The sequence below is a fragment of the Sorangium sp. So ce887 genome (assembly GCF_051521455.1).
Lineage (GTDB): Bacteria > Myxococcota_A > Polyangia > Polyangiales > Polyangiaceae > Sorangium.
Window position 1 is genome coordinate 59,291 of the sequence record NZ_CP150354.1, and the last position, 25,237, is coordinate 84,527.

Genomic DNA, 25,237 nt, shown 5'->3' on the forward strand with positions numbered 1-25,237 from the left:
GCCTCACCCCCCCAGCGCGGCCGATCTCCGGCCGCTGGGCTGTCCTTCGATCGTCGGTATCTCGCCGGCCTCCATCAGCTGCTTGAAGTGGCGGAGATCGTCCCCGAGCTGCTGATCCGGCGCCTCGCCGAAGACCTTCGCGATCGCCCGGCCGAGCGCGCCGGCAGGCGCCTTGTAGTCGATCGTCACGTGGACCTCGGTGCCGCGGCCGCCGGGCGCGGGGACGAACCGGACCGAGCCCGCGTTCTCGATGTCGGCCGGCTCGCGGGAGCGCCACGCGATGAGCTCGTTCTCCCGATCCTCGATGATCTCGGCCCGCCACGACACCGAGCCGCCGCCGGGCGCCCTCGCCTTCCACCGCGAGCGGCTGCCGTCGATGACCTCGACCTCGGTGAGGTGCTCCATGAAACGTGGTAAGTTCTCGAAATTACGCCAGAATCGGTAGAGCTCGTCCGCGGGCCTGGCGACGGTCACGGTGCGCGCGACGCGCGTCGCCTCGGGGGCCAGCGCGCCGAACAGGCGGCCGGCGCGCTCGCCGGCGCGGAGCAGCGGCGCGCGCGAGGCGGCGCGATCGTCGGGCGATCGAGCGGCGCCGCGGCGGCCCGAGACGCCGTGCTGGATCAGCGCTCCGCCCGCGAGCGCGAGGACCAGGCCGGGCACGCTGCGGCGAGCAAACCCGTACGCCACGAGGGCGCTGCCGCCGATCGTGGAGAGCAAGCGCTCCGCCCTTCCAGCTGCTCTGTGCGCCTCAGCTTGGTCTCGCTCGGCCAGCGGCGGCGCCTTGGAAATCGGTTCGAGCATCGTCATGACACAACTCCTCCGTAACCTCGGTCAGCTCGCCTGCGCGCGCCGATGAGAGCCTCCGCCGGCGGAGGGCGTCGCCCTACCCCACCGCGCGGGGGCGCGACCTCGTCCGGGGCGCGGCTCGATGAGGGCGAGGCGCCCTGTGCACGCGCAGACGTCAGCTCGTGTTCGCGGCGAGGTGAGGCAAGGCCCGCGCCTGCTCCGATCCACACGCCGGGGGCTCCGGTCGTGTCGCGAGCGCCCGGCCCGCCGCGCGGCGCGCCGCCGCGCCGTGCGCCGGACCTCAGAACCTCACGAGGAGGCGCGAGCCGAGGCCGCCCGGCGACGGCGTGAGCGAGAGCTCCGCCACGGGCGGCTTGCCAGGCGCCGGCGAGGCGGCCTCGGAGGGGCTCAGCAGGAGCAGCGTGACGCCGGCGCCGATGCCGACCAGCCCGACCCCGGCGAAGACGCCCGCGAGCGTCGTGGCGGTCATCCCCGTATCGTAGTCCCCCTGCAGCGACCGCGGGCACGTGTAGCCCCCGCCGGCGGCAGGGGAGCACCCGTCCTCGACCGCAGACAGCGCGCCGGCGCGCACGACGAGCGCCACCACGGTCGCGATCGCGCCCGCGCCGCCGACGCCGAGCGCGATGTAGCCGCCCGTGCGAATACCGCTGGAAGCGGCGGGCGGCGCGGCGAGGCCCGGGGCGGCGTCCGCGTCGCGCGCAGAGAGCGGCGCGGGCACGGTGAGCGACACGTCCCGATGGGCGCCCGGGGTGAGCTCGATGCGCTCCGTGATCGGCGCGGCGCCGCCGTAGAAGAGCTCGACCGTGTGCGCGCCCAGATCGCGCTCGAGCGCGACGCCGAGGAGCCTCGGATCGAGCGGCTTGCCGTCCAGCACCACCCGCACCGGCGACCTCCCCTCGGCGCCCTGCAGGCGGACGGTCAGCGTCCCGACCTTGTTGCCGAGCGTCCGGTAGCGGAGCTCGGCGTCCTCGCTCCACCCGGCATACTTCGCTTCATTGGACTGGAGCGCGGCGCGCCGGAGATCCCACCAGTCCCGCCTCGCCGAGGCGTAGCGGCCCATCTCCTCCTCGCACTCGGCGATGTTCCGCAGCGCGCCGAGCCCCTCGGGGTAGATCTCCAGCGCGCTCCGGAAGGCGATGACCGCCTGCTCGCACTCGCCGGCGCTCCGCAGCTCGCGGCCGCGGGCAAACAGCGTCTTCGCGTCCTCCTCCGCCCCGATGGCGAGCGCCGGGGCCGGCGCCGCCGCGAGCAGGGCGGCGCTGCACAGCGTGATGAGCTGTCGCTCAAAGGATCTCACTCTTGTCGATCTCCTTGCGGCGCCGGGGCACGGTGGGCGGCGGCGCGGACTTGGCGGGCGCCGTGGCGCGGGGAGCGGCCCCGTCCCCCCCAGGACGGGGCTGGGTCGAGCGCGGCCGCGAGGACGCGGTCGCCGTGGCGCGGGGAGCGGACCCCTCCGCCGGCGCGACGCCGGCAGTCGGCTCCGCCGGCGCGACGCCGGCAGCTGGCGCCGCCGCGTCGGACTGCGGTGGCGACGGTGGCGCGGGCGGCGAGCGCGGCGCCTCCTGGAGCGCGCCGCGCACGCCGGGGGACAGGTGCCGCGCCGCCTGATCCGGGCGCGGCCGATCGAGCAGGCTAAACGCGAGCGCGGCGGTGCCCACGAGCGTGCCCAGGCAGGCGACGACCACGGCGGCGAGCGCCGCCGGCCGACGCCTCGGCGGTGCCTCCGCGGGCTCGGGCGGCGGCGCCGTGAGCGCGGCGCGGTAGGCCCGCACCATCTCGCGGATCGAGGCGAACCGCTTCGCCTGCTCCTTCGCGAGGGTGCGCGCGAACCAGCCGTCGAGCCCCCGGGGAAGCGACCGCCGGACCGCCGTGGCAGGCTCGAAATCGCGGGTGCTGACCGCCACGATGAGCTCGGCGATGGTGTTGCCCTGAAACGGCGGCCAGTCGGTCAGCACCTCGTAGGCCAGCACGCCGAGCGCCCAGACGTCGGCCCGCGCGTCGACCGAGAGCGGCGTGGAGAGCTGCTCCGGGCTCATGTAGTTCGGCGAGCCCAGCATGACGTCGGCCTCCGTTTCCCGCGGCCGATCGAGGCCGAGATCGCCGTGCAGCGCCTTGGCGATGCCGAAATCCGCGACCTTCACCGTCAGCTCCACGCCGGGATCGTCGAGGAGCATCACGTTCGAGGGCTTCAGGTCGCGGTGCACGATGCCCATGTCGTGCGCGACGGTGAGCGCGTCGGCGATCTGATCGAGCATGTCCGCGAAGCGCGTCGGATCGATCGGCCCCCGCTCGCGCACCTCCGCGAACAGCGTTCGACCCCGGATGTACTCCATCACGAGATAGGGGATGTCGTCGTGAACGCCCGCGTCGTGAACGGCGACGATGTGCCGCGTGCGCGCGCCCAGGCGGGCCGAGATCTGGGCCTCGAACCGGAACCTCTCCAGGACGGTACGGCTCCGCGCGGGGTCGCCGGTCAGCGAGACGCTGAGGAACTTGATGGCGAGCTCGGTCTTGAGCGTGACGTGGACGGCGAGCCACACCTCCGCCATGCCCCCGCGCCCGAGCGGCCGGACCAGACGGTACTTGCCGTCGACGATCTCGTCGGCCTCGTGCTGCCAGTGGTCCGACTCGTCGGCGCCCGCAGGGCGCTCCGCCGCGCCGGGGCTGACCCTGACGGTCGTCGGCATGCGGGGCGAGTCAGCGTCCACACGCGAAGGATAGTGGATGCAGCGTGCGGGACTGGCACTTTTTCACAGGGGCCGCTGTCGGTCCGCCTCCGCGTGTCCGCGTGTCCGCGCATCCGGCGAGCGCGGGACGGCGGCCGCGGTCAGCCGCGTGTCGGCGGCGAGCGCGGCCGTGTCACTCGGCGGCGTCGGCGAAGAGATCCGCCGGCGGCTCCTCGATGTGCGGCGGCGCCTGCGGGGCCGCCCGGCCCACGCCGCGATCGAGCGCATCGCAGAGGAGCGCGCCCACGCCGGGGACGACGTTGTCGATCGCCGCGTCGGCCTCGCGCGGGTTCAACCACCAGAACGGGTTGAGCAGCCGGCGGAGATCGCGGAGGGAGCGCGTCGGGCGGCTGACCTCCACGGTGAGGGCCAGCGTTCCCAGGTTGGCGTCGAGCCAGTCATCCATGTCGCCGACCGTGGGGTACCAGTGCGCCGCCTGCCGGACCTCGTACCGCTCGCGCGGCAGCGCGCGGCAGAAGGCACCCCCGAGCGCCCGGTACAGCGGTGCGCGCGGGTTGGGCGCGCCGGTGTGCGCCCACGGATAGAGCAGGAGGTTGCCGCAGCTGTGGAAGCCGAGCGCGAGCGCAGGCCGCGTCTCCAGCGCGACGTCGCGCAGCGCGCGCGACTCGGGCTCCGAGAACGCATGCGGCCCCGTGTAGTGCGGCGACCACCTGAGCCGCGAGCCCGCGAACGGGTGCAGCGGCCTCGACGCGGACAGCGGCGCGAAATTCCGGTTCAGATCCACGCCGCGGGCATTGCACCGCTGAGACGCCGATCGCTCGCTGCCGAGGCGCTCCAGGTTGTCGACGAACGCATCGGGATTGACGACCGGCACGACGACGAGCCGCGCCCGCGCTGCAATGCCGCCGCGCCCGCTCGCCAGGATCGACCGGACCGCATCGAGCAGCGCGAGCCCGCCGATCACCTCGACCCCGTGCATGAGCGACGTCAGCAGGAACGTCGGGCCCAGCGGATTGCCGAAGTCATACCGCCGTAACGGTCGTCCATTGGCGGACGTCCCGACCGTCCTTTCCCGTCCACCGTGATTGCGCGCAAGGCGCGCCCAGGCGGCGTCCAGCTGCGGGAGATCGGCGTAACGACCGGAGAGATCGGGCGAGCGTGTCATTCCAGTGTCTCTCATGTGACACCGGAATGGCGACAGGCGCCAGCGGATTGGGCCGCAGCACGGCGCGGCGGGGCGCTTTTCCCCTGGTCGTGCTCGCTGGGCTCGACGACGTCGAGACCAGCTTCAGGTCTTCATGTCTTCACATCTTCACGCCTTCGTTGCATCATCTTCACATCATCCGAGCGGCCGGTTGACCTTTCTCGTTGCGACGAGGGCGAGGCCCTCGAACAGGAGATGCGCGCCGAGGTGAAGGGTGATGTCGGCGTGGTCGAGCGCGGGACATACCTCGACGAGATCCATGCCCACCAGGTTGATCCCCGCGAGGCCGCGGAGCAGCTGGATCGCCTCGCGCGCGCTGAGCCCGCCGGGCACGGGCGTGCCGGTGCCCGGGGCATAGGCCGGGTCAATGCCGTCGATATCGAAGGACAAATAGACGGGCGCCTCGCCGGCGGCGGCGCGGATGGCGGCCGCGATCGCGGGCGTGCCGTCCCAGTCGATCCGGTCCATGTCGTACAGCGTCGCCCCGGCGTGCGCCGCGAAGGCGCCTTCCTCCGGGTGGCCCCACGTCGCGCGGATGCCGATCTGGTGGAGCGCGCCCCGTCCGATCAGCCCCTCGTCGATGGCGTTGCGGAACGGCGTGCCGTGGTGGAACGGCTCGCCCCACACCTCCGACGTGCTCGTGTCGAGGTGGGCGTCCACGTGAATCACGGTGACGGGGCCGTGGCGCCGCGCGAGGGCGCGGAGCACCGGGAGCGCGACGGAGTGATCGCCGCCCACGACGAACGGGACCGCGCCGGCCGCGAGCACCTCGTCGACCGAGGCCTGGATCAGCTCACGCACGGAGTCGGCGTGGAAGGGGGGAAACGGCACATTGCCGCCGTCGAGCACGCGGAGCGCGCGGAACACGTCGACGCCGTGGCCGGGGTGATAGGACTGCACGAGCGCGCTCACGCGGCGCAGCTCGTAGGGCGCGAACCGGGCGCCCGGGCGGTAGGTGACGCTCCCGTCCCAAGGGACGCCGAGGAGCACGGCGTCGGCGCCGGCGTAGGCCGACGCGCCGGCCTCCTGGAAGCTCGCGGTCGGGAGGCGGAAGAAGGGAGTCTGGCCGTGCCGCAGGTACGCGGCGGCTCGTTGTTGCGACATGAGATCTCCTAACGGCTCAAGAGGTCCAGGATGACGGCGCGGGCGCGCTCCGCGAGGTCGGCCGCGCCGCCGTGGTCGCCGAGCGGCGGGCCGAAGGTGATGCAGGCGCTCGCCTCGCGGCGGCTGGAGAAGCGGAGATAATGGGGGAGGAAGGTGTCGTCGCCCGCCCAGCAGAGCTCCGGGGCATCGTAGGTGATCGCCGCAGGCACGATGGGGACGCCCGCGATCCGGGCGAGGCCGAAGATGCCTTTGCGGAAGGGGAGGACCTTCTCTCCGCGGGTGGTGGAGCCCTCCGGGAAATTCAGCACCGGGACGCCGTGGCGCAGGGCGCGGAGCGCGCACCGGAGCACGCGCGCCCCGCTCGCCGGGCGCCGCCGGTCGACGAGCAGCACGCCGAGATCGCGCGCGCGCTCGCCGATGATCGGCCAGCTGCCGATCTCCTGCTTCGCGATCGCGGTGCAGGGGGTGAGCGACGCGAGGAGGATCGGATCGAGGTAGCTGACGTGGTTGGCCACGATCACGAACGGCGGCGCAGGGAGCGCGCCGGTCACGCGGAGGCGCAGGGCGTGCAGCGCGCACAGCTCCCTCGCGGTCCCGTGCAGGAGGCGCGCCCGCTCGCGATCGCGCGAGGCGGGCAGCTCGGGCAGCAGGCGGGTCCGGAACGCGGTGTCGAGCGCGAGCCCCATCACGCCGGAGACCCGGCTGGCGACGGAGAGCGCCTCGGTCCACGGCCGGTCGGCCGCCGCCCCCGGGCGGCGGCCGTCGTCCAGCGGAGCGGTGGTCGTCATGGTCCGTCCGCCTCAGGCCACCGCGGCGATGCCGCCGCCGTCCACCGCGCGCGGCTCCTTGGCCTCGGCCGGGCGATCGACGAGCCCCACCCGCTCGAAGCGGGCCCGGAGGGCCATGAACGCGTCGCGATCGATGCGCGAGATGATGCGCGGGTGCCCCGTGCCGTAGAAATCGGGGCGGACCTCGATCTCCTTGGCGCCCAGCATGGCGTGGAGCGCCCGCGCGGCGTGGTTGTCCTCCTCGACGGTGAACCAGCACGACTCCGCCCATCCAAGGATCGACCCGACGAACGCCCGGAGCAGCGTGTGCGTCGCGCGGGAGCCCTGGTATTCGGGCAGGACGGCGAGGGTCGTGCAGTAGACCTCCTTGCCGCGCGCGAAGGAGAGCAGGTACCCCGCGGGCCTGCCCGCGGCCTCGACCATGAAGCAGGAGTCCCTGAAGAAGTCGCAGCAAAGACGGATGTAGTACCGCCCGAGCTCGCCTTCGCCCGCACTTCCGAAGAGCGCCGTCTCCAGGTCCATCAGCGTCGAAAAATCATCGCTTCGGAGCGTGCGCGCCACATAACGGCTCATCGTTGCGCCTCCTTATTTCAATTGAATCACTGGTCGGGGCGCAGCATGCCGGTGCTCGGTGGAGAACACGTCACAGAATTCCCGAGGTTGAGAGACACTCGGGGGACGCGGGCGCGTCAGAATGGCTGGGAGATCGCGTACGGAAGGTGCCCGATCGGCCATGTCATCGTGGCTTGAGGCGCTCTGCCACGGCGGCCGGGACCTCGAGCGCGAGGCCGGCGAAGGCCCGGGCGGTGTCGAGGAGCGCGGCGACGCCCGAGGACGCGCGCCACCCGCCGGTCACGCCGGTCCAGTGCTTCATCGGAAAGAAGATGTTGCCGTCGGTGTGCGGCGCCGCGCGATCCAGGAAGGTCGCGCGGGTCGTGTACGCGGCGAGCAGCCGCTCCGTGAGGGCCGGGAAGGCGACGAACGCCGCGGCGGTGATGCGGCCGGCGACGCCGACGTACGTGTCGCGCCGCGGCCGCTCGGCGAGGGAGACCATCGCGGCCGCGACCCGCTCGGGGTCGACGGTCGGCCGGATCGGCTGGACGGCGCGGCCCGTGTAATTGCCGGCGTGCTGGTAGATCGGGGTGTCGACCGACGCGGGAAGGAGCGTGCAGACGTGAATGTCCGGGGTGCCGGCGAGCTCCTGTCTCAGGCAGGACGCGAGGCCGAGGATCCCGAACTTGGAGATCACGTAGGCGCTCATCGTCGGCGCGCCGAACTTGCCGAGGGCGGAGACGTTGTTGATGAGCACACCGGCGCCCTGCGCGCGGAAACAGGGCAGCACGGCCCGCACCCCGTGCACGTAGCCGAGCAGGTTCGTCTCGATGACCTGGCGGTAGGTCTCGTAGGGCGCCTCGTCCGCGCGCGCGTAGAGGAACACCGCGGCGTTGTTCACCCAGACGTCGATCCTGCCGAACACGTCGATCGCAGCGCGGGCGAGGGCCCTGACGCTGCACTCGTCCCGCACGTCCGTCGGGACGGCGAGCGCGCGCGCGCCGACGCTGGCGCACTCGGCGGCGACCTCCTCCAGGGCCGACGCGTTCCGCGCGGCGATGACCACCCTCGCGCCGCGCCGCGCGAACGCGATCGCCGCCGCCCTGCCAATCCCCGAGGACGCCCCGGTGATAACGACCACCGAATCGCGAACGCACTTCCGCATGACTGACAACCTCCCGCGCGGTCTGCTGCTCGCCGAGAGGAAAGCAACGCGCGGGCCACGCTGGCTCGGATCGTGCACAGGGAATCCGAGGTAGCGCGCGGTTCCTCGCATGCCGCGGGGGACTTTGCGCCCATCACGCCATGCGCCGACAGAGGGCATGTCGTCGACGCCGCGCCGCTTTTTCCAGGAGTCAGTCGTGGAACGACTTGCCCGTCCTCGCCGCCTCGACGAGGGCCGGGGCGGGCGTCCAGCGCTTGCCGAAGCGGCGCTCGTAGACCTCGATGCGGCGGAGCACCTCCGCGGCGCCGAGGGCGTCGACGTAGCGGAACGGGCCGCCGCGGAAGGGCGGGAAACCGAGGCCGAAGATCGCGCCGATGTCGCCGTCGCGCGGGCTCCGCAGGATGCCCTCGCCGAGGCAGTACAGCGCCTCGTTCACGAGCTGGAGCGAGCAGCGCATCTGGATCTCCTCGACGGCCACCGGCGGCTTGTCCTTCGCCTTCGGCAGCGGCAGCCCGAGCACGGCATAGACGCTCTCGTCAGGGTGCTTCCCCTTGCCCTTCTTCTTCGCCGCCGCGCCGTACAGGTACATCCCGCGCTCGTTCTTGCGGCCCCGGCGGTCGTCGGAGACCAGCTTGGCCATCGTGGGCGGCGGGGACATGCGATCGCCGAACGCCTCGATCATGATCGGGCCGATGTGCGCCGCCACGTCGATGCCCACCTCGTCGAGCAATGCCAGCGGGCCGACCGGCCAGCCCCACGCGACGAGCGCCCGGTCGACCTGCTCGATCGCCACCCCCTCGGCCAGGAGCCAGCTCGCCTCGTTCATGTACGGCCCGAGGATCCGGCTCGTGTAGAAGCCCACCCCGTCGTTCACGACGATGACCGTCTTGCCCTGCCGCTTGCCGACCGCCACCGCCGTCGCGACCACCTCGGGGGACGTCGCCTCCGTCCGGATGACCTCCAGCAACGGCATCTTGTGGACCGGGCTGAAGTAGTGCATCCCCACCACGTTCTCCGGCCGCCTCGACGCGGCCGCGATCCGGGAGATCGGGATCGAGGACGTGTTCGACGCGACGATCACGCCGTCCTTGCCGTTCGCCTCGATGTCCTGCACGACCGCGTGCTTCACCGCGAGATCCTCGAACACCGCCTCGATCACGAGATCGGCGCTCCTCAGGCCCGAGCTGTCCGTCGTCGTCGTGAGCAGCGCGAGCTTCTGATCCCGCTCGATCGGCGTGAGCTGCCTCTTCTTCACCCGGTCGCCGAGGATGTCGGTCACGACCTTGAGCCCGCGGCCGAGCGACGCGTCGTCGCGATCCCGGAGGCGCACCGCGATGCCGGCGTTCAGGCTGACATAGGCGATGCCGGCGCCCATCAGGCCGGCGCCGATCATCGCGATCTTCTCGACCTTCCTCGGCTGCACGGACGCATCGTCCACGCCGGTGTCCTTCTTCATCGCGTTCGTCGCGAAGAAGAGCTCCATCAGCCGGTGCGCCGTGCTCGACACGACGAGCTCGCCGAACGCCCGCGCCTCGACCTCCCTCGACGCGTCGAAGCCCCGGTCCGCATAGGTCTTCAGCACCTCGATGATCCGCTCGGGCGCCGGATAGTGCCCGCCGGTTTTCTCACGCGTTTTCTTCTGTGCTTGCTGGAAAAGTACAGTCCTGCCGAGCGGGTTTTGCTCGAGGGCCGCCCGGGTGAGGAGTGTGGCGGCGTCGAGCTTCGGCCCCTTCTTCGCGGCGCCGCCAGGGCGGAAGGGCGGGCCGCCTTCGACACGCGCGAGCTTCAGGGCGAGCGCCGCGGCCGTCTCCTTCAGGATGGGCGCGGGGACCACGTCGTCGGCGACGCCGAGCTGCCGCGCCTTCGAGGGGCGCATGTTCTTGCCGGTGAGGCCGTGGTCGAGCGCCGCCTGCAGCCCGGCGCGCTCCGCGAGCCGCTGCAGCCCGTTGATCCCGGGGAGCAGGCCGAGCTGCACCTCGGGCAGGCCGAGCACCGTCTTCCTGTCGTCGCTCAGCACCCGGGCATGGCAGGCGAGCGCCACCTCGAAGCCGCCGCCGAGCGCGGCGCCGTGGATCGCGGCCACGATCGGCTTGGGCGAGCGCACGATCCGCAGGATCGCCTCGTGGCCGGCCCGGCACATCGCCTCGGCCTGGGCCGCCGTGGTGACGCTCTTCAGCATGTCGATGTCGGCGCCCGCGATCCAGGTGTCGGCCTTGCCGGACACGAGGATGGCGGCCTTGATGAGCGGGTTGCTGGCGATCTGGCCCATGATCCGCTCGAGATCGCCGGCGAACGTGGGCTTCAGCGTGTTGACCGCCTCGCCCGGGACATCGTACGTGACGACGCCCACGCCGTCGGGGCGCACCTCCAGGGAGACGGGGCTCTTGGCCGCGGGGGCCGGCGTCACGGGGTCGATCGTCGTCGTCATGCTGCCTCCAGGACCACGGCGGCGCCGAGGCCGCCCGCCGCGCAGACGGTGAGGAGCGCGTGCTGGCCGCCGCGCTTCTTGAGCTCGCGGAGCGTGGAGAGCACCATGCGCCCCCCCGTGGCCGCGAACGGGTGGCCGAGCGCGATCGAGCCGCCGTTCACGTTGAGCTTCTCCGGGTCGATCTCGCCGACGGCGGCGGACCGGCCGAGCTTGTCCGCGGCGAACGACGGCGACGCGAGCGCCTTCAGGTTGGACGCGACCTGCGCGGCGAAGGCCTCGTGCATGTCGACGAGGTCCATGCGGTCGAGCGAGAGGCCGGCGCGATCGAGCGCCCGCGGCACGGCGAGCACCGGGGCCATGAGGAGCTGCCAGCCCGGGTCGACCGCCGCGTAGGCCCACGACTTCACGTACCCGAGCGGCTGGTAGCCGAGCGCCCTGGCCTTGCCTTCGCGCATGAGGAGCAGGGCGCTCGCCCCGTCGGTGAGCGGCGACGCGTTGCCCGCGGTGATGGTGCCGTGGCGGCGATCGAACGCCGGCGACAGCTTGGCGTAGGCGTCGAGGGTCGAGTCGTCCCGGACCACGTTGTCGCGCTCGACCGGCTTGTCGTAGGGCGGGGGGATCACGTGCATGACCTCGGCCGCGTACGTGCCGTCGCGCCAGGCGCGCGCGGCGTTCGTGTGCGAGCGGTGGGCGATGGCGTCCTGCTCGGCGCGGGTGATGCCGTTCTGCTTCGCCATCTTCTCGGCGGCTTCGCCCATCTGCTCGCCGGTGGTCGGCTCGCGCGAGAAGCCCGGGACCGGCGGCACGATGTCCTTCAGCGAGAGGCGGGAGAGGATCTCGAGCCGGGCGCCGAGCGTCCTGGCCTTCTGGAGGTCGGTCAGCGCGGAGGCGAGCTTGCGGGAGACGCCGAGGGGCACGTCGCTCATGCTGTCGGCGCCGCCGACGAGGGCGACGTCGTGCTGGCCGGCGAGCATCGCCTCGGCGGCGCTCGTCATGGCCTGGAGCGACGTCGCGCACGCGCGCGAGACGCTGTAGGCGTCGATGTCCTTGGGCAGGCCGGCGCGCAGCACGACCTCGCGCGCGATGTTGAGCCAGTCGAGCGTCGGCACGACCTGGCCGTAGACGACCAGCGTGACGTCGCGCGGGCTCACCTCGCTCCTCTGGAGGAGCTCCTTGACGACCGTGGTCGCGAGATCGACGGTGCGCAGCGCCTTGAGCGCCGTCCCCGCCTTGGTGAACGGCGTGCGCAGCCCAGCAACGACCGCCACCCGGTCCTTGCCGCTCTTCCCATTCTTGCCTGAAGCCATGTCGACTCCTCTGCCGCCGGAGAGCCCACCGCGGGCCCGCCCCGCGCGCCCCCGCGCAGCCCCCCCGGATCCCGGCTCGCCGGTCGGGTGAAGTCCCTTAGGTGCGCTGACGCGACGTGTCAACCTCGCTCGGTCGCTCGGGGGCGGAGAGAGGGACAGCGCGCTCCAGGAGTGAAGTGAGGATGGAAGATCGGTCGAGTCGTCGCTGTGTCTAATTTGGCCTACACAGGATCTTCCCGATAGCGTTACGGGCCATGGGGAAACGACTTCAGTTCAGTGCGCTGCTCTGCGTCGCTGCGGCGATCGCGGGGTGTGCGACGACGGGCGCCAGCTCCACGGCCCCGGCGACGCCGGGCTATGTGTATGTCACCGGGCACCAGACCACGTTCGGGTTCACCACGCCCGAGGTGTGGAGGTGCCCTGAGCAGGCCGGGAAGGGCGAGTGTACGCGGGTCGAGGTGACGGAGGAGGGCGAATGAAGCATTCTTTGAAATGGTGCCTGCTGCTCGCGGCGATCGGCTCCACGGGCTGCCAGGCTGTTTACACGGACATCCGGCATGTGGACGGAAACCGGTACATCATCACCCGCAACAAGTCGGGCCCCTTCACCAAGGCCCACGGCACGGTCCTCGACTGCCAGGCGAACGGCGACGCGATGACCTGCACCGAGATCAGCGACCTGTAGCGCGCGGCGGTCACCCGCTTCGGATACGGGCCCACCTCGACGTTTTCGGTGCTCAGCGCACTGGAGTGCGCTTCCGCGCCGAAAACGCCGATCTGGGCCCGTCTCCTGTGCGGGTGACCGCCGCTCTGGCTGGATCGACGGCCGAGGAAGTGAAGAACGGGAAGGCGCAAAGGGACGTCGGGAAGATTCGTTCCTGAACTCTGCTTGCGCCTTTGCGCCTTTGCGCCTTTGCGTTGAATTCTGTCTCTGCGGCTCCGGTGCGCGCGTCGCCGGGAGCAGCGACTGCTCACGCCTCGCGCAGGAAGGCCTCGAGAAGCGTCGCTGATACGTCGAGGAGATCGCGCTCCGTCACGATGCCCACGAGCCGCTCGCCCGCGACCACGGGCAGGCAACCGACGCGCTGCTCGCGCATGATCCGCATCGCCTCCAGCGTCGGCGTCTCCGGGGCGATCGTCACGGGATCGGTTCGCATGATGGACGCGACCGTGGGCGGGCCGGAGCCGTTCGGCGCCGCCGCGACGCCGCGGGCGACCAGCCGGAGCAGCGCGCGGTGCGAGACGACGCCGACCAGGCGGCCCTGGTCGTCCTCGACCGGCACATGGCGCACGTGCCGCCAGTCCATGACGCTCGCGGCGAAGTCGACGATGTCGGTGGGCCGCACCGTGAAGAGATCGGTCGACATGAACTGGCCCACGGTCCGGTAGCTGTCGCGCAGGAGGTCCCGGTCCGCCTCGAGCGCGGCAGGCTCCCAGGTGTGCACCGGGCGACCGGCCCCGCCGCTCCGGGCCTCCTCCTGCTGGCGGGCGAGCATCGCGGCGCAGAGCGCGCGGCACTGCAGCTCCGAGGTGCCCTGCCCGGCCATCGAGGCGAGCGAGCCGAGCGCCCACTGAGCGCCGGTCTGGCCGCGGCGCACGCGCTCCTCGATGACGCCGAGATAGCGGTCGATGTCGGCGGCGTCGATGCCCGCAGCCGCAAGGCCCCCGCGGGCGGCGGGGAGGAGGTGCGACAGGATGAGCTCCGGGGCGGGGAAGCTCCGCCCACAGGTCCACGTGAGCTGCGCCTTGAGGCCGTGGCGCGCCGCCGCGAAGAAGTTCGCCTTGGCGTCCTCGAACGGCATCTCGAGGTCGATGCGCGGGTGCTCGGCGGCGAGGCCGGACATCAGGCCGAAGAAGAAGGCAGCGTTCGCGACCTCGTCGAGGATCGTGGGCCCCGCGGGCAGCGCGCGGCTCTCGATGCGCAGGTGCGCGACCCCGCCCGAGACGCCGTAGCAGGGGCGGTTCCAGCGGTAGACGGTGCCGTTGTGGAGGCGCAGGGCCTTGAGCTCCGGCACCTCGCCGCGCGCGAGCACCGAGAGCGGCGGCTCGCCGGTCTCGGCGGTCATGATCACGCGGAACCGCGCGATGTCCTCGCGGAAGAGCTCGAGCGCGCCGCCCTGCACCCAGCCGTCGCCGAAGTGGACGCGGGGCTTGTGCTGCCGGACCTCGCGCGCGCTCGGGCGGGTGTCGACCGAGCTCTCGAAGAGGGCGATCCGCGTCTCGTGCCAGAGCCGCTGCCCGAGGAGCAGCGGCGAGTTGACCGCGGCGGCGAGGACGGGCGCGGTCACCGCCTGGGCCAGGTTGTAGAGCGGCGCGAACTCCAGCGCCCCGACCTGGAGGTGGACCTGGAAGCTCGTGTTGCACGACTCGAGCAGGATGTTGTCGTGGGTCATCTCGAGCTCGTCGAGCCCGTGGATCGACACGCGGAAGTGGCCCTGGCGCAGCTCCAGGAGCGCGCGGTTGAGCTCGTGGTAGCGCGGCGCCGGCGTGAGGCTCTCCAGGCGGAGGTCGCCGGTGCGCAGCGTGGGGAGGATGCCCGCGAGCAGCACGTCGGCGCCGACGGCGCGCGCGGCCTCGGCGGCCCGGCCGACGACGTCGGAGAGCTCGGCCTCGAGCCGCCGCAGGCAGTCGCCGCCGAACGGGAGCGGGGTCAGGTTCGCCTCGAGGTTGAAGCGGGCGAGCTCGGTCGTGAGCCGGTCGTCGGCGGCCCGCGCGAGCACCTCCAGCGCGAGCGGCGCGGGGCGGAGCGCGCGGTCGACAAGGAACATCTCCTGCTCGGCGCCGATCCGGCGCACGCCCGACTCGATGCGATCTTCCTGGAGGAGGCGCTCGAGCGCCTCCACGTCGTCGAGCAGCGCCCGCATGAAGGACTGAAGCTGCTCCTCGTTCGCCTGCTCGGAGACGTGGTGCTCGCCCATGGTGATCCGCCCCCCCCCCTTTCGCCCGCCCCGCTCCCGCTCCGCCGAAGCCTACGACGAGCGGCGGCGCGGCGCGCGCTCAGAACCTGTGGCCGACCGCGAGCCGCAGCGTGGCGACCTTGTCCTCGGCGAGGCCGAACCCGAGCGGCGCGTCGAGCGCCACGAGCAGCCCCGCGCGGCCGTAGTAGCCGGGCTTCTCCGGCGTGTAGCTGACGAACGGCTCCAGCGCGAGCTGCGCCATGTCGTCGCGCGTGAGCGTCAGCGCGGCCTGGAGCCGGAGCCCGCCGCCCAGGGCGCCCTTGCCGCGCATCTCGAGCTCGTTGCCCTGCTCGAGCACGAGGTCGACGTCGCTCCCGCTGGTCGGGAGGGCGAGCATCACCGCGGTCTCCGCGCGGTAGACGAGCCGCGTGGCGAGCTCTGCCTCGACGCCGCCGCGGGCCCTCAGGGGAAAGTGCTCGGGGATGAGCCGGTGCAGATCGACGTAGGCGCGCGCCGGGGCGGTCGCCTGCAGCGTGGCGCGCGCGTCGGCGTTGGGGTCGGTGAGGACGGGGATCGAGAGCGTGCCGCCGCCGAAGACGGCGAGCTTGCGCGACATCGCGCGCGCGTAGTGGGCGCCGATGGTGGGGTTGCCGAAGAGGAGGCTGCCGGCGCTGCTGCTCTCGTCGACGCCGAGCCGGGACGACCGGAACGTGGCGGAGACGTTGCCGTAGGCGAGCGGGAGCTCCGCATCGAGGTGGAGCCGCTTGCGCCACTGGAGCTGACCGACGAGAGCGAAGCTCAGGCCGAACGTGCTCACCTCGGACTCGACGTCATCCATCGACCATCCGGCCGACTTGCTCAGGACGTCGAGCTCGAGCGCCACGCGGGAGCCCTGGCTTTTGATCCAGCTGTTCTTTTCCGCTGATGTGGCGATCGGAGCCGCCAGCCAGAGCGAGAGCAGGACGGCGGAGGAGAGCAGCGGCTTCGCGTTCAAGCGGTCCCAGCTGCGATGACTAACATGGTCCGGCTCGCCCGTGTTTAGCGAACGGCGCGGTCGGCGCCCGCCGCGTCCTCGCCCTCTTCTTCCTCGTCGTCGCTGGCGTCCTCGTCGTCGCTGGCGTCCTCGTCCGCTTCCTCGTCGTCGTCAGCCTCGCTGTCGCCTTCGAAGAGCAGGGAGGGGGCGCCGCCGGCGCCGTGCTCCGCGAAGATCGTGTCGGCGGCGATGACGAGTTCCTGGAGGCGTTCGGCGTCGACGGGGCCGTACACAGCGAGCGCCATGGCGCGGTCCCGCACGAACAGCCACGCGTCGGGGAAGTCGCGCAGCGCATCGCGGACGCGCGCCGAGAGCCACCGGCCGATGCCCTTCGCTTCCGGCCCCTCGACAAGGAATTGCTCCATGAAATCCGGGTCCTTCTTGAACTGGACGCCGGTGTTGGGGGCGCGATGGCCGTCGAGGATGGGCAGAGGGGATACGGTGAGCTGGGGCGCAGCCTTGGCCAGCTTCGCGAGGACCACCTGGTACTCGCTGCCGTTCTTCGCGTCCGGCCCGGCGACCACGACGTAGGCGAGCTTCGGGACGAGCTCGTAGCGGGCGACGACCGCGCCGCCGCCCGTCTCCTCCAGCATGCGCTCGAGGCTGCTCGGCGACGAGCGCACCGGGCGAGGGCCGTCGATTTCGGCGACGGTCTTCCGGGCGTCGCGCTGCGCCCCGCGCAGGGGAGAGGCCGCCTGCGGGGTCATCAGCACACGCCAGCGCACGAGCTCGCCGTCGCGCCGCGCCTCGTGCCGACCGCGCAAGCCGGTCAGGTACCAGACGACGAGCAACGCGAGGGGACCTACGTACCAGAGCCAGGGCATGGGGCGGCGATGCTAGCAAACCTCGCGGAGCGGCGGTGGGGTCACGCGCATCCGCGGTGGGGTCGCGCGCATCCGCGGTGGGGTCGCGCGCATCCAGGGCGGGATCGCGCGCGTCCGCGGGCGGCGGTGACGCTCAGGGCGCGGCGTCCGAGGGCGCCGGAGGGGCGGCGTCCGAGGGCGCCGGCGGCGCGTCGTCCCGCCGCTCGAAGATGCACCAGTAGCCGTTCTTGCTGTGACGGACCTTCCCGGCCACCTCGTAGATGCCCCGGAAGCGCCGGTCCTTGCGGAGCTTCTCCTGCGCCGGGAACGGGAGCTTGTCGCACGTGTCGGCGCCGCCGATGAACACGAAGTAACGCGGCGCCTTGTCGAAGACGCGCTGCACGTAGCCGGGGCCCGTCTTGCGCGTGTAGCCGCCCGGGAGCTTGGAGATCACCGGGTCGACGAGGCCGAGGAGATCGAGCACCGGATAGTCGGTCGCGTACCCGATGTACCCGATGTCGCCCACCGCGACCTCGCCGGGCTTGCCGTGCTGCTGGAACCACGCGGCCGTGCCGCCGGCGGCGCTGTCCCAGAACCGCTTGTCATCGTCGAGGATCCGGAACTGGGCGCGATCGAGCCGATGCGCCCGGAAGACGCCCAGCGCGACGAGGCCGCCGACGGCGAGCACCCCGGCGCCCGCGGCGAGGGCGATCGCGCCGCCGGCGCGCGACTCGACGGCGCGGGCCGAGAGCGCGGTGAGCAGCGGCTCGAGCAGCGAGCGGGCGCCGAGGCCGGCGAGGAGGAAGCAGAACGGCTCGAACGGGCTCATGAAGCGGTAGAACGGCATCCAGTCCCCGCCGACGAGGAGCACGTAGCCGCCCACCGCGAGCGCGAGGGCGGCGACGCACAGCGCGTCGCGGTGGCGCGAGACGATCGCCACGCAGAGGCCGAAGAGCGCGAGCAGGAGCACCGGCGAGGTGTGCGCCGCGTACTCCGCGAGGTAGTGCCGCCCGCCGGCCAGCTGCTCCGCGAGGCTGCCGGTCTTGGCGCTCAGCGTGTTCGGCAGCCACGTGCCGTAATAGCTGTACCGCCAGAGCATGTGGCACGCGATCGGCGCGGCGAAGACGACCCCGCGGAGGAGGTTCTGCCGCCCGAAGAAGCGCAGGCCGAGGAACAGCATCGGGATGCCGAGGAACATCGGCGCTTCGGGGCGCGTGAGGCCGGCCAGCCCGAAGACGAGGCCCGAGTACGGGAAGCCCGTCCCCCGGTCGCGCTCGCGGAACATCATCTCTGTGCCCGCGAGGACGAGCAGGACGAAGAGCGGCGTCTCCAGGCCGAAGACGGCATATCCGCTCAGCACGATCGAGGTCGCGAACAGCCACGTGGCGATGCACGGGATCGCGCCGTGCGGGCGCAGCCGGGCCGAGAGGAGATAGACCGCGCCGAGCGAGCCGCAGGCGGCGAGCCCGCCGAGCGCCTTGGCGACGACGTCGGGGTCGAGGCCGAGCTTGATGCCGACCGCGAGCAGCACGGTCCAGAGGAAGTTCGTGTACCCCTCGATGGGCTCGCCGGCGTTGTAGACGAGCCCGAGGCCCCGGGCGAAGTTGCGCGCGTAGCGATACGAGATGTACGCGTCGTCGATCGTGAACGAGCGCACCCGCACCATGTTCGCGACGAGCAGGAGCGCCGGCAGCACGAGGCCGAGCGCGAGGTGCAGGCGGCCGGAGAGCGGCGCGCCGCGCAGCCAGTCGCGCAGGCTCCGGGCAGGCGGCGCGCCCTGCGCGTCGCCGCCCGCCTCGTCCACCACGTCGCCCACCTCGCCGTCGGCCGCGCCGCCAGGAGGAGCGACCTCGCCGCCCGGAGGAGCGACCCCGACGCGCCCGCGCCCTTCTTCGTCCAGTTCCAGGGAAGCCATGGTGCGCGTCTCCCTAGCATGGTTGGTCCATGTCCGGGTCGTTTCTTGGTCGAGCCGGTCATCCCAGCTATCCTCGAAACATGCGTGCAGCCATGGTCGCTCTCGTCGCCTCCTCCGCGCTTTTCCTCGCGGCGCCCGCGCTCGGCGCGCGGGGCGTGCCGTGCGGCTTCTATGGAATCGATCCGGGGGCGCCCGTCGAGGAAGGGGAGGTGATCCTCGACGACGAGCTCGCGGAGCAGCTCGCGCGGGCGGGCGCCGGCGCCGTGCGCGTCGAGCTCCGGCTCGACGACGCCGAGGCGTGGGACCAGGACAAGCTCGACGAGGTCGACGCCGTCATCGACGCCGTCATCGACGCCGGCCTCGAGCCGCTCGGGCTGCTCTCCCACCGCACGCTCGGGGGAGGACAGGACGACTGGAACGACGATCGGGACGGGGACGGCAACAACGCCTATGTGGAGGCGTTCGCCGACAGGGCAGAGGCGTTCATGACGAGGTACGCCGGGCGCGTCGAGCGCTGGGAGATCTGGAGTCAGCCGAACTGCTTCGAAAACCCCGATTACGCGCTCGATCCCGAGAACGCCGGCTGCACCTACATCCTGCCGCGCGTGCTCGCGCAGATCCTCGCCCAGATCCGCATCCGCAACGAGGCGCTCTTCAACGTCGACGAGATCTCGCTGATCACGGGCGGCCTGCTCGCCTCGGACGACGACGCCGTGCCGTTCTCGGGGGTCGATTACCTGCGCGAGCTCTACGATCAGCCCGTGTGGGACGAGCTGGCGCTGCGCTACGGCGAGCGGACGCCGTGGTCGCACCTCGGCCATCAGCTGTTCGTCGATCAGTTCCGCGAGGTCGATCCGGTGGTGCTCGGCGACTATCTCGACGAGGTGCGCGCGATCGCCGAGCAGGAGGGGGACGAGAGCCCCTTCTTCGTGACCGGGATGGCGTGGTCGACGACGCTCGTCGGCGAGGAGCTCCAGGCGGCGAACCTGACCACCTCGCTCGATCTGCTCTCGAAGCGGCGCGACGTCGCCGGCGCGGTCTGGGCCAGCTTTCAGGACGAGCCGCTCGACGACCAGCGCTACGGTCTGACCGACGAGTCCGGCGTCGCCAAGCTCGCGCTCGCCGCGCTCCGCGAGGCGGCCGCGGGCTGCGAACCCGAGCAAGACGAGGGGACCGGGACCGGGGGCAGCGGCGGCGGGAACGGCTCGAGCAGCGGCGGCACGGTGGGCGCACCGCTGCCCGGCAGCAGCGACCAGGGAGGGCGACCGATCGACGGAACGCGGCGCGCGAGCGCCTGCAGTTATGTCGCGGGCGTTTCCCGCGACCGCGGCGCGTTGCCGGAGGTTGGCTGGCTCGCGTTGCTCGCGGCATCCGCGATCGCGATCGCGCGCTCCCGTCGCGTCATCTGAAGGCAACACAGGCGAGCGCGGGCATCACCTACACTCGAGCCATGCCTCACAGGTCGATGCGCTTCACGCGGCTGATGGCCGTGCTCGTGGGTGTCTTGTTCTGGAACGGCTGCGGGGACGACGGCGGCGATAACCCCTCCGGGGTGTGCGGCGACGGCGAGGTCGACGCGGGCGAGGTGTGCGACGACGGCAACACGGCGGAGGGCGACGGCTGTTCGCCGACGTGCCAGCGCGAGGAGGTGCGGCCCCGCTGCGGCGACGGCGCGCTCGACCCCGGCGAGGCGTGCGACGACAGCAACACGGCGGACGGCGACGGCTGCTCGGCGGAGTGCGAGATCGAGGTGCCCCCGCGCTGCGGCGACGGCGCCGTCGATCCGGGCGAGCAGTGCGACGACGGCAACGTCGCGGCCGGCGACGGCTGCGAGGTCGACTGCACGAAGACGCCGGCCCAGGAGATCGTGTGCGAGGCGCTGGCGCCGCTCGCGCAGGGGACGTGCGCGGTGGTCGCCGGCGCGGGCGCCACGCTGATCCGGGGCACCGTGCTCACGCCGGGCGCGGTGTACCGCGGCGGGCGGGTGCTCGTGGACGAGCGCGGGACGATCGCGTGCGTCGGCTGCGACTGCGAGGCGGCGGGGGCGACCGAGATCACGTGCCCGACGGGCGTCGTCTCCCCCTCGCTGATCAACACGCACGACCACATCACGTACACGCAGAACAGCCCGTATACCCCGACCGACGAGCGCTACGAGCACCGGCACGACTGGCGCACCGGGAACAACGACCACACGGAGATCGACACGGAGGGCTCGGCCACCGCGGCGCAAATCCGGTGGGGCGAGCTCCGCTTCCTGATGGGCGGCGCGACGTCGATCGTCGGCTCGGGGAGCGCGACCGGGCTCCTCCGGAACCTGGACCGGGCCGACCAGGAAGGCCTGGGGAAGAAGCCGGTCAAATTCGACACCTTCCCGCTCGACGACGCGAGCGGCCGCGAGCTCGTGAGCGGCTGCGGCTACTCGGGCGACATGGTGAAAGGCGAGGACATCGAGGGCGAGGACGCCTATTGCCCGCACATCGCCGAGGGGATCGAGGCGTCGGCGCGCAACGAGTTCGTCTGCTTGCAGGCGGATCCCAACGACGTGCTGCTGCCGCAGAGCGCGTACATCCACGGGATCGGCCTGACCGCGCCCGACTACGCGGCCATGGCGGCGAAGGGGACGGCGCTCATCTGGTCTCCGCGCTCCAACATCACCCTCTACGGCGACACGGCCGTGGTCACCGCCGCGGCCCGCCTCGGGGTGCAGATCGCGCTCGGCACGGACTGGATCGCGACCGGCTCGATGAACCTGCTGCGCGAGCTCCGGTGCGCGGCGGCGCTCAACGAGACGTACTACGACGGCTTCTTCACCGACGAGGAGCTGTGGACGATGGTGACCGGAAGCGCCGCCGCGGTCACCGCCACCGACGACGTGATCGGCGCGCTGTCGACGGGGAAGGTCGCCGACATCGCGATCTTCGACGGCGCGGAGCGCGAAGACCACCGCGCGATCGTCGCCGCCGCGCCGGAGGACGTCGTGCTCGTGATGCGCGGCGGAAAGGTCCTCTACGGCGACGCGGCCGTGGTGGCCGCGGTCCGGGGCGCGGAGGCGTGCAACGAGCTCGACGTGTGCGGCGTCGCGAAGCAGGTCTGTCTGCAGGACGAGATCGGGATGACGCTGGAGGAGCTAGAGCGGGAAGCGGGCGAGATCTACCCCGCGTTCTTCTGCGGCGAGCCCGAGCGCGAGCCGCTCTGCACGCCGTCGCGCGCGGCGACCGCGCCCGTGAACGCCTCGGTGAACGGCTCGACCGTCTACACCGGGCAGCCCACGGACGAGGACCTCGACGGCGACGGCATCGCCAACGGCGCGGACGACTGCCCGAGCGTCTTCAACCCCATCCGGCCGCTCGACAGCGGGGCCCAGGCCGACTTCGACGGCGACGGCGACGGCGACGCCTGCGACGCATGCCCGCTCGACGCGGGGAGCACCCTCTGCTCGGCGCCGAACCCGAACGACGGCGACAACGACGGCGTGCTCAACGGAGCGGACAACTGCCCGAGCCTCCAGAACCCCGACCAGGCCGACATGGACCGCGACGGCAAGGGCGACCCGTGCGACCTCTGCCCGGCGGCGGCGAACCCCGGAGCGCAGGGCTGCATCGTGTCGATCTACGACATCAAGGACGGCACCGTCGCCGAGGGCGCGACGGTGGCCCTGGAGAACGCGCTCGTGACGGGGAAGCACGCGAGCGGGTTCTTCGTGCAGGTGAAGCTCGGGGACGCGGGGTACGCGGGGCCGGCGGACTCCGGCGTCTACGTCTACAGCCCGTCGAACACCGTGGTCGCGGGCGATCGCGTGCGGATCACGAGCGCGGTGGTCACGAGCTTCTACGGGCAGATCCAGCTCGGCTCCGCCGTCGTCGAGGTGATCGCGTCGCTCGGCGAGGCGGCGCCGGCGCCGGAGCCCGTCGCGCCGGCCGACATCGTCACCGGCGGGCCGCGCGCCGCCGAGCTCGAGGGCGTCCTCGTCGAGGTGGAGGACGTCGAGGTGATCGGGCTCGAGACGATGTACTTCGAGTTCATCGTCACGGGCGATCTGCGCGTGGACGATCTCCTCTACCGGGCCGATCCCTTCCCGGCGGAGGGCGACGGCTTCGCGAGGATCCGCGGCATCCTCAACCACCGGAACGACAACTCGAAGGTCGAGCCGCGCAGCGCGCAGGACCTCGTGGCGGGCGCTCCGCGGCTCGCCGCGTTCGGGCCGGATGCGTCGTTCGCCTACGTGGGGCAGGTCGCCGCGCCGACCCTGCCGGCGCCGCTCGAGGTGACGCTCTCCGGGCCGGCGACGGCCGACACGTTCGTGACCGTGACATCGGGAGATCCGGCGGCGATCGCGGTGGTGGGCGGCGGCGCGACCGTGCCCGCCGGCGCGACGAGCGCGGTCGTGCTGCTCGACGCCCTCGCCGCGGCCGAGGCGGTGGAGCTCACCGCCTCCCTCGGCGACGTGAGCCTGACCGCGACGGTGCGCGTCCTCGACGCGGTCGAGGCGCCGGTGCTGGCCGCGCTCGACCCGCCGTCGCCCAGGGTGGCTCCGGGCGGCACGGTGTCGTTCACCGTGACGCTCGACATCCCGGCGCCGTCGGAGGGCGCCGTCGTGGCCCTCGCGCTCGATCCGCCGGGCGCTGGCACCCTCCCGGCGTCGGTCGCGATCCCGGGCGGGCAGCAGAGCGCCACGTTCGACTACGTGGACGGCGGCTCGGTGGCCGGCGCCACCGTGACGGCGACGCTCGGGGCGATCTCGCTCTCCGCGACCGTCGAGACGGTGACGGTGACGGGAAGGCTCGTGATCAACGAGGTGGATTACGATCAGGAGAATACCGATGGTGCCGAGTTCATCGAGATCTACAACGGCACGGGCGCGCCCGTGGACCTCGCCGGTCACGCGCTCGTGTTGATCAACGGCGCTTCGGAGCCTCCGTCCGCCTACCAGACGTTCGATCTGAGCCTTGCCGGGACGCTCGCGGCGGGCCAGTACCTCGTGGTCGGCAGCACGGCGGTGGTCGGCAGCGACACCCTGCCGGAGGGGACGCTGGCAATCCCGTTCTCGGGCGCCCAGACCAACCGGGTGCAGAACGGAGCGCCCGACGACCCCGACGGGATCGCGCTGGTGAACACGACGACGGGGAGCTTGATCGACGCGCTCTCCTACGAGGGGAGCATCACCGCTGTCACGATCGGGGAGGCCAGTGTGAGCCTCGTCGAGGGCGAGCCATTGCCCGCCTCCGTGGCGGACGTAAACAATGCTCCTGGCTCGCTCTGCCGCCTGCCCGACGGGACGGACACGAACCAGGCCGCGGCCGACTGGGCGTTCTCCGCGACGATCACGCCTGGCGCGGCGAACGTGCCGTGAGCCTCGGCCGAGGCGCGCTGCGCTCTCCTGCGCAGCGCGTCCCGGCGGCCCTCAGGGGTCCGGCTCCGCCGCGCGGCCTCTGCCGGTGTCCTGGTGTGTCAGCTGGATCTGGAGGGGAGAGCCCGTGAGCCGCTGCTCACAGGCAGCCGCAGAGCGGGTCGCCCTGCTTGCACACGCACTTGCCGCCCTTCTTCGCCGACGCCCCCGCACGGGCGCCCCGCGCGGCCTTGGCCGGCGCCGCCCGGCCGCGCTTGACCACGGCCGACTTGGGCGAGAGCTTCGACGTCTTCGCGTCGGCTTCGTCCTCGCCCTCGTCCTCTGCCGCGGCCTTTGCCTCCTCCTCGGCCTTGTAGGCGGTGAACGCCTTCTGCGCCTTCTCGGCGTCGCTCTTGGCGGTGTCGAGCGCGAGGGTCAGCTCGGAGATCTTCTTGTTGCGCTCCTCGATCTGGAGGTTGAGCTGCGCGATCCTGTCCTGCTCGACGATGCGCGCGGCCACCGCCTCGGCCTGGGCCGCCTCGGCCTCCTTCACCTTGCCGGCGAAGGTGGTGACCGTGGCCGCAGCCCCGGCCACCAAGAGCAGGCCCATCACGACCGCGAACCGACTGCGCCGCTTCTGCCGCACGCCCTGGGCGAGCGCTTCGAGCTCGCGGTCCAGGTCGTCCGTGGTCGACATGGGCGGCACGCTGGCCGCCACCGGCGCGATGCTGGGAGGCACCTGGAGCGCCGCGTGAGCGCCCGCCCTCGTCCCCTGAACGTACGTGTCGACGGGATAGGGGGGGGGCACCCCGGCCCTCTCTTGAGAGTAGTTCATCGCGCGAGACCTCCTCCTCCGTGAGCGGCTCCTCAGCAGGCAAATGTGGTGCCCGGTACGAAGACCTCGCCACGGCATCGCGCGCACCGCCCAAGAGCGCGCAGGGAAGGCAAAACGAGGGATCTCGAGGCGCTCCAGGGGCGGGTCGCGCTCGATCCGGTGGATCAGTTGTTCTGGTGCATGGAGCTCTCACCGGACCACCGCGTGTCCCCCTGGTCCGCTGGAGGTCCTGTCCTGCGCGGCGGATCTCCCATGCTGCTGGCAGGCACAAAGATCCGCCTTTGCTCAATGCAGCACGAGCAGACCTTTCGTGAGTTTACCGTCTGCCAGAACGTGTCAATCGGCGTGCACCGGGCACCTTCGCGGGGAGCGCCGGCGCGGCG

Annotated in this window: 19 protein-coding genes; 4 read left to right on the forward strand and 15 right to left on the reverse strand. The window is 72.1% G+C overall.

Annotation, left to right across the window (positions count from 1 at the left end):
* Positions 1-3 precede the first annotated feature (3 nt).
* From WMF36_RS00215 to fadI, 10 genes are all read right to left on the reverse strand, one after another.
* Positions 4-807, reverse strand: a complete 804-nt coding sequence (locus tag WMF36_RS00215) for an SRPBCC family protein (protein ID WP_437577531.1) — start codon at positions 805-807, stop codon at positions 4-6.
* Between the two features lie 280 nt (positions 808-1,087).
* On the reverse strand, positions 1,088-2,104 hold the full coding sequence (locus WMF36_RS00220) for a tetratricopeptide repeat protein (protein ID WP_437577532.1): 1,017 nt from the start codon (positions 2,102-2,104) through the stop codon (positions 1,088-1,090).
* Positions 2,091-3,494, reverse strand: coding sequence for a protein kinase domain-containing protein (locus WMF36_RS00225; protein WP_437577533.1), 1,404 nt, complete (start codon positions 3,492-3,494; stop codon positions 2,091-2,093). Before WMF36_RS00225 ends, WMF36_RS00220 begins: the two co-directional genes overlap by 14 nt.
* Positions 3,495-3,666: 172 nt before the next feature.
* Positions 3,667-4,659, reverse strand: a complete 993-nt coding sequence (locus tag WMF36_RS00230) for a M14 family metallopeptidase (RefSeq protein ID WP_437577534.1) — start codon at positions 4,657-4,659, stop codon at positions 3,667-3,669.
* Positions 4,660-4,833: 174 nt separating this feature from the next.
* Complete coding sequence (gene speB / locus WMF36_RS00235; protein ID WP_437577535.1) at positions 4,834-5,802, reverse strand: agmatinase; 969 nt, start codon at positions 5,800-5,802, stop codon at positions 4,834-4,836.
* Between the two features lie 8 nt (positions 5,803-5,810).
* Complete coding sequence (locus tag WMF36_RS00240) at positions 5,811-6,590, reverse strand: lysophospholipid acyltransferase family protein (protein WP_437577536.1); 780 nt, start codon at positions 6,588-6,590, stop codon at positions 5,811-5,813.
* Between the two features lie 12 nt (positions 6,591-6,602).
* Complete coding sequence (locus WMF36_RS00245) at positions 6,603-7,163, reverse strand: GNAT family N-acetyltransferase (RefSeq protein ID WP_437577537.1); 561 nt, start codon at positions 7,161-7,163, stop codon at positions 6,603-6,605.
* Between the two features lie 163 nt (positions 7,164-7,326).
* Complete coding sequence (locus WMF36_RS00250; protein ID WP_437577538.1) at positions 7,327-8,307, reverse strand: SDR family oxidoreductase; 981 nt, start codon at positions 8,305-8,307, stop codon at positions 7,327-7,329.
* A gap of 190 nt (positions 8,308-8,497) precedes the next feature.
* Positions 8,498-10,735 (reverse strand): fatty acid oxidation complex subunit alpha FadJ, encoded by a 2,238-nt coding sequence (gene fadJ, locus WMF36_RS00255; protein ID WP_437577539.1) that lies wholly within the window; start codon positions 10,733-10,735, stop codon positions 8,498-8,500.
* A complete protein-coding gene (fadI, locus tag WMF36_RS00260) occupies positions 10,732-12,042 on the reverse strand; it encodes an acetyl-CoA C-acyltransferase FadI (protein WP_437577540.1) in 1,311 nt (436 codons plus the stop codon). The genes fadJ and fadI overlap by 4 nt, the downstream gene beginning before the upstream one ends.
* Positions 12,043-12,296: 254 nt before the next feature.
* On the opposite strand from fadI, the gene WMF36_RS00265 reads away from it, so the two are divergent.
* Complete coding sequence (locus WMF36_RS00265) at positions 12,297-12,521, forward strand: hypothetical protein (RefSeq protein ID WP_437485204.1); 225 nt, start codon at positions 12,297-12,299, stop codon at positions 12,519-12,521.
* Positions 12,518-12,727, forward strand: coding sequence for a hypothetical protein (locus WMF36_RS00270; RefSeq protein ID WP_437577541.1), 210 nt, complete (start codon positions 12,518-12,520; stop codon positions 12,725-12,727). The genes WMF36_RS00265 and WMF36_RS00270 overlap by 4 nt, the downstream gene beginning before the upstream one ends.
* Before the next feature lie 286 nt (positions 12,728-13,013).
* On the opposite strand, the gene WMF36_RS00275 is transcribed toward WMF36_RS00270, so the two are convergent.
* The 4 genes from WMF36_RS00275 to WMF36_RS00290 form a co-directional block, all read right to left on the reverse strand.
* A complete protein-coding gene (locus tag WMF36_RS00275) occupies positions 13,014-14,960 on the reverse strand; it encodes a CBS domain-containing protein (RefSeq protein WP_437577542.1) in 1,947 nt (648 codons plus the stop codon).
* 79 nt (positions 14,961-15,039) lie between these two features.
* A complete protein-coding gene (locus WMF36_RS00280) occupies positions 15,040-15,933 on the reverse strand; it encodes a hypothetical protein (RefSeq protein WP_437577543.1) in 894 nt (297 codons plus the stop codon).
* 44 nt (positions 15,934-15,977) lie between these two features.
* Positions 15,978-16,796, reverse strand: coding sequence for a hypothetical protein (locus WMF36_RS00285; RefSeq protein WP_437577544.1), 819 nt, complete (start codon positions 16,794-16,796; stop codon positions 15,978-15,980).
* Between the two features lie 133 nt (positions 16,797-16,929).
* Positions 16,930-18,690 carry a hypothetical protein gene (locus WMF36_RS00290; RefSeq protein WP_437577545.1) on the reverse strand — a complete coding sequence of 587 codons (1,761 nt, stop codon included), beginning with the start codon at positions 18,688-18,690 and terminating at the stop codon, positions 16,930-16,932.
* Positions 18,691-18,770: 80 nt separating this feature from the next.
* On the opposite strand from WMF36_RS00290, the gene WMF36_RS00295 reads away from it, so the two are divergent.
* Together WMF36_RS00295 and WMF36_RS00300 are read left to right on the forward strand one after the other, a co-directional pair.
* Positions 18,771-20,099: a hypothetical protein gene (locus tag WMF36_RS00295; protein WP_437577546.1), complete on the forward strand. Its 1,329-nt coding sequence runs from the start codon at positions 18,771-18,773 to the stop codon at positions 20,097-20,099.
* Positions 20,100-20,140: 41 nt separating this feature from the next.
* Complete coding sequence (locus tag WMF36_RS00300; RefSeq protein WP_437577547.1) at positions 20,141-24,043, forward strand: lamin tail domain-containing protein; 3,903 nt, start codon at positions 20,141-20,143, stop codon at positions 24,041-24,043.
* 136 nt (positions 24,044-24,179) lie between these two features.
* Here WMF36_RS00300 and WMF36_RS00305 read toward each other — a convergent pair whose 3' ends face one another.
* Positions 24,180-24,854, reverse strand: coding sequence for a hypothetical protein (locus tag WMF36_RS00305; RefSeq protein ID WP_437577548.1), 675 nt, complete (start codon positions 24,852-24,854; stop codon positions 24,180-24,182).
* Between the last annotated feature and the right edge of the window lie 383 nt (positions 24,855-25,237).

Coding starts and splice junctions, on each gene's coding strand:
- WMF36_RS00215 (WP_437577531.1), bottom strand. CDS start 807: ATGACGATGCTCGAACCGATTTCCAAGGCGCCGCCGCTGGCCGAGCGA.
- WMF36_RS00225 (WP_437577533.1), bottom strand. CDS start 3,494: ATGCCGACGACCGTCAGGGTCAGCCCCGGCGCGGCGGAGCGCCCTGCG.
- WMF36_RS00230 (WP_437577534.1), bottom strand. CDS start 4,659: ATGACACGCTCGCCCGATCTCTCCGGTCGTTACGCCGATCTCCCGCAG.
- speB (WP_437577535.1), bottom strand. CDS start 5,802: ATGTCGCAACAACGAGCCGCCGCGTACCTGCGGCACGGCCAGACTCCC.
- WMF36_RS00240 (WP_437577536.1), bottom strand. CDS start 6,590: ATGACGACCACCGCTCCGCTGGACGACGGCCGCCGCCCGGGGGCGGCG.
- WMF36_RS00245 (WP_437577537.1), bottom strand. CDS start 7,163: ATGAGCCGTTATGTGGCGCGCACGCTCCGAAGCGATGATTTTTCGACG.
- WMF36_RS00250 (WP_437577538.1), bottom strand. CDS start 8,307: ATGCGGAAGTGCGTTCGCGATTCGGTGGTCGTTATCACCGGGGCGTCC.
- fadJ (WP_437577539.1), bottom strand. CDS start 10,735: ATGACGACGACGATCGACCCCGTGACGCCGGCCCCCGCGGCCAAGAGC.
- fadI (WP_437577540.1), bottom strand. CDS start 12,042: ATGGCTTCAGGCAAGAATGGGAAGAGCGGCAAGGACCGGGTGGCGGTC.
- WMF36_RS00265 (WP_437485204.1), top strand. CDS start 12,297: ATGGGGAAACGACTTCAGTTCAGTGCGCTGCTCTGCGTCGCTGCGGCG.
- WMF36_RS00270 (WP_437577541.1), top strand. CDS start 12,518: ATGAAGCATTCTTTGAAATGGTGCCTGCTGCTCGCGGCGATCGGCTCC.
- WMF36_RS00275 (WP_437577542.1), bottom strand. CDS start 14,960: ATGGGCGAGCACCACGTCTCCGAGCAGGCGAACGAGGAGCAGCTTCAG.
- WMF36_RS00285 (WP_437577544.1), bottom strand. CDS start 16,796: ATGCCCTGGCTCTGGTACGTAGGTCCCCTCGCGTTGCTCGTCGTCTGG.
- WMF36_RS00290 (WP_437577545.1), bottom strand. CDS start 18,690: ATGGCTTCCCTGGAACTGGACGAAGAAGGGCGCGGGCGCGTCGGGGTC.
- WMF36_RS00295 (WP_437577546.1), top strand. CDS start 18,771: ATGCGTGCAGCCATGGTCGCTCTCGTCGCCTCCTCCGCGCTTTTCCTC.
- WMF36_RS00300 (WP_437577547.1), top strand. CDS start 20,141: ATGCCTCACAGGTCGATGCGCTTCACGCGGCTGATGGCCGTGCTCGTG.
- WMF36_RS00305 (WP_437577548.1), bottom strand. CDS start 24,854: ATGAACTACTCTCAAGAGAGGGCCGGGGTGCCCCCCCCCTATCCCGTC.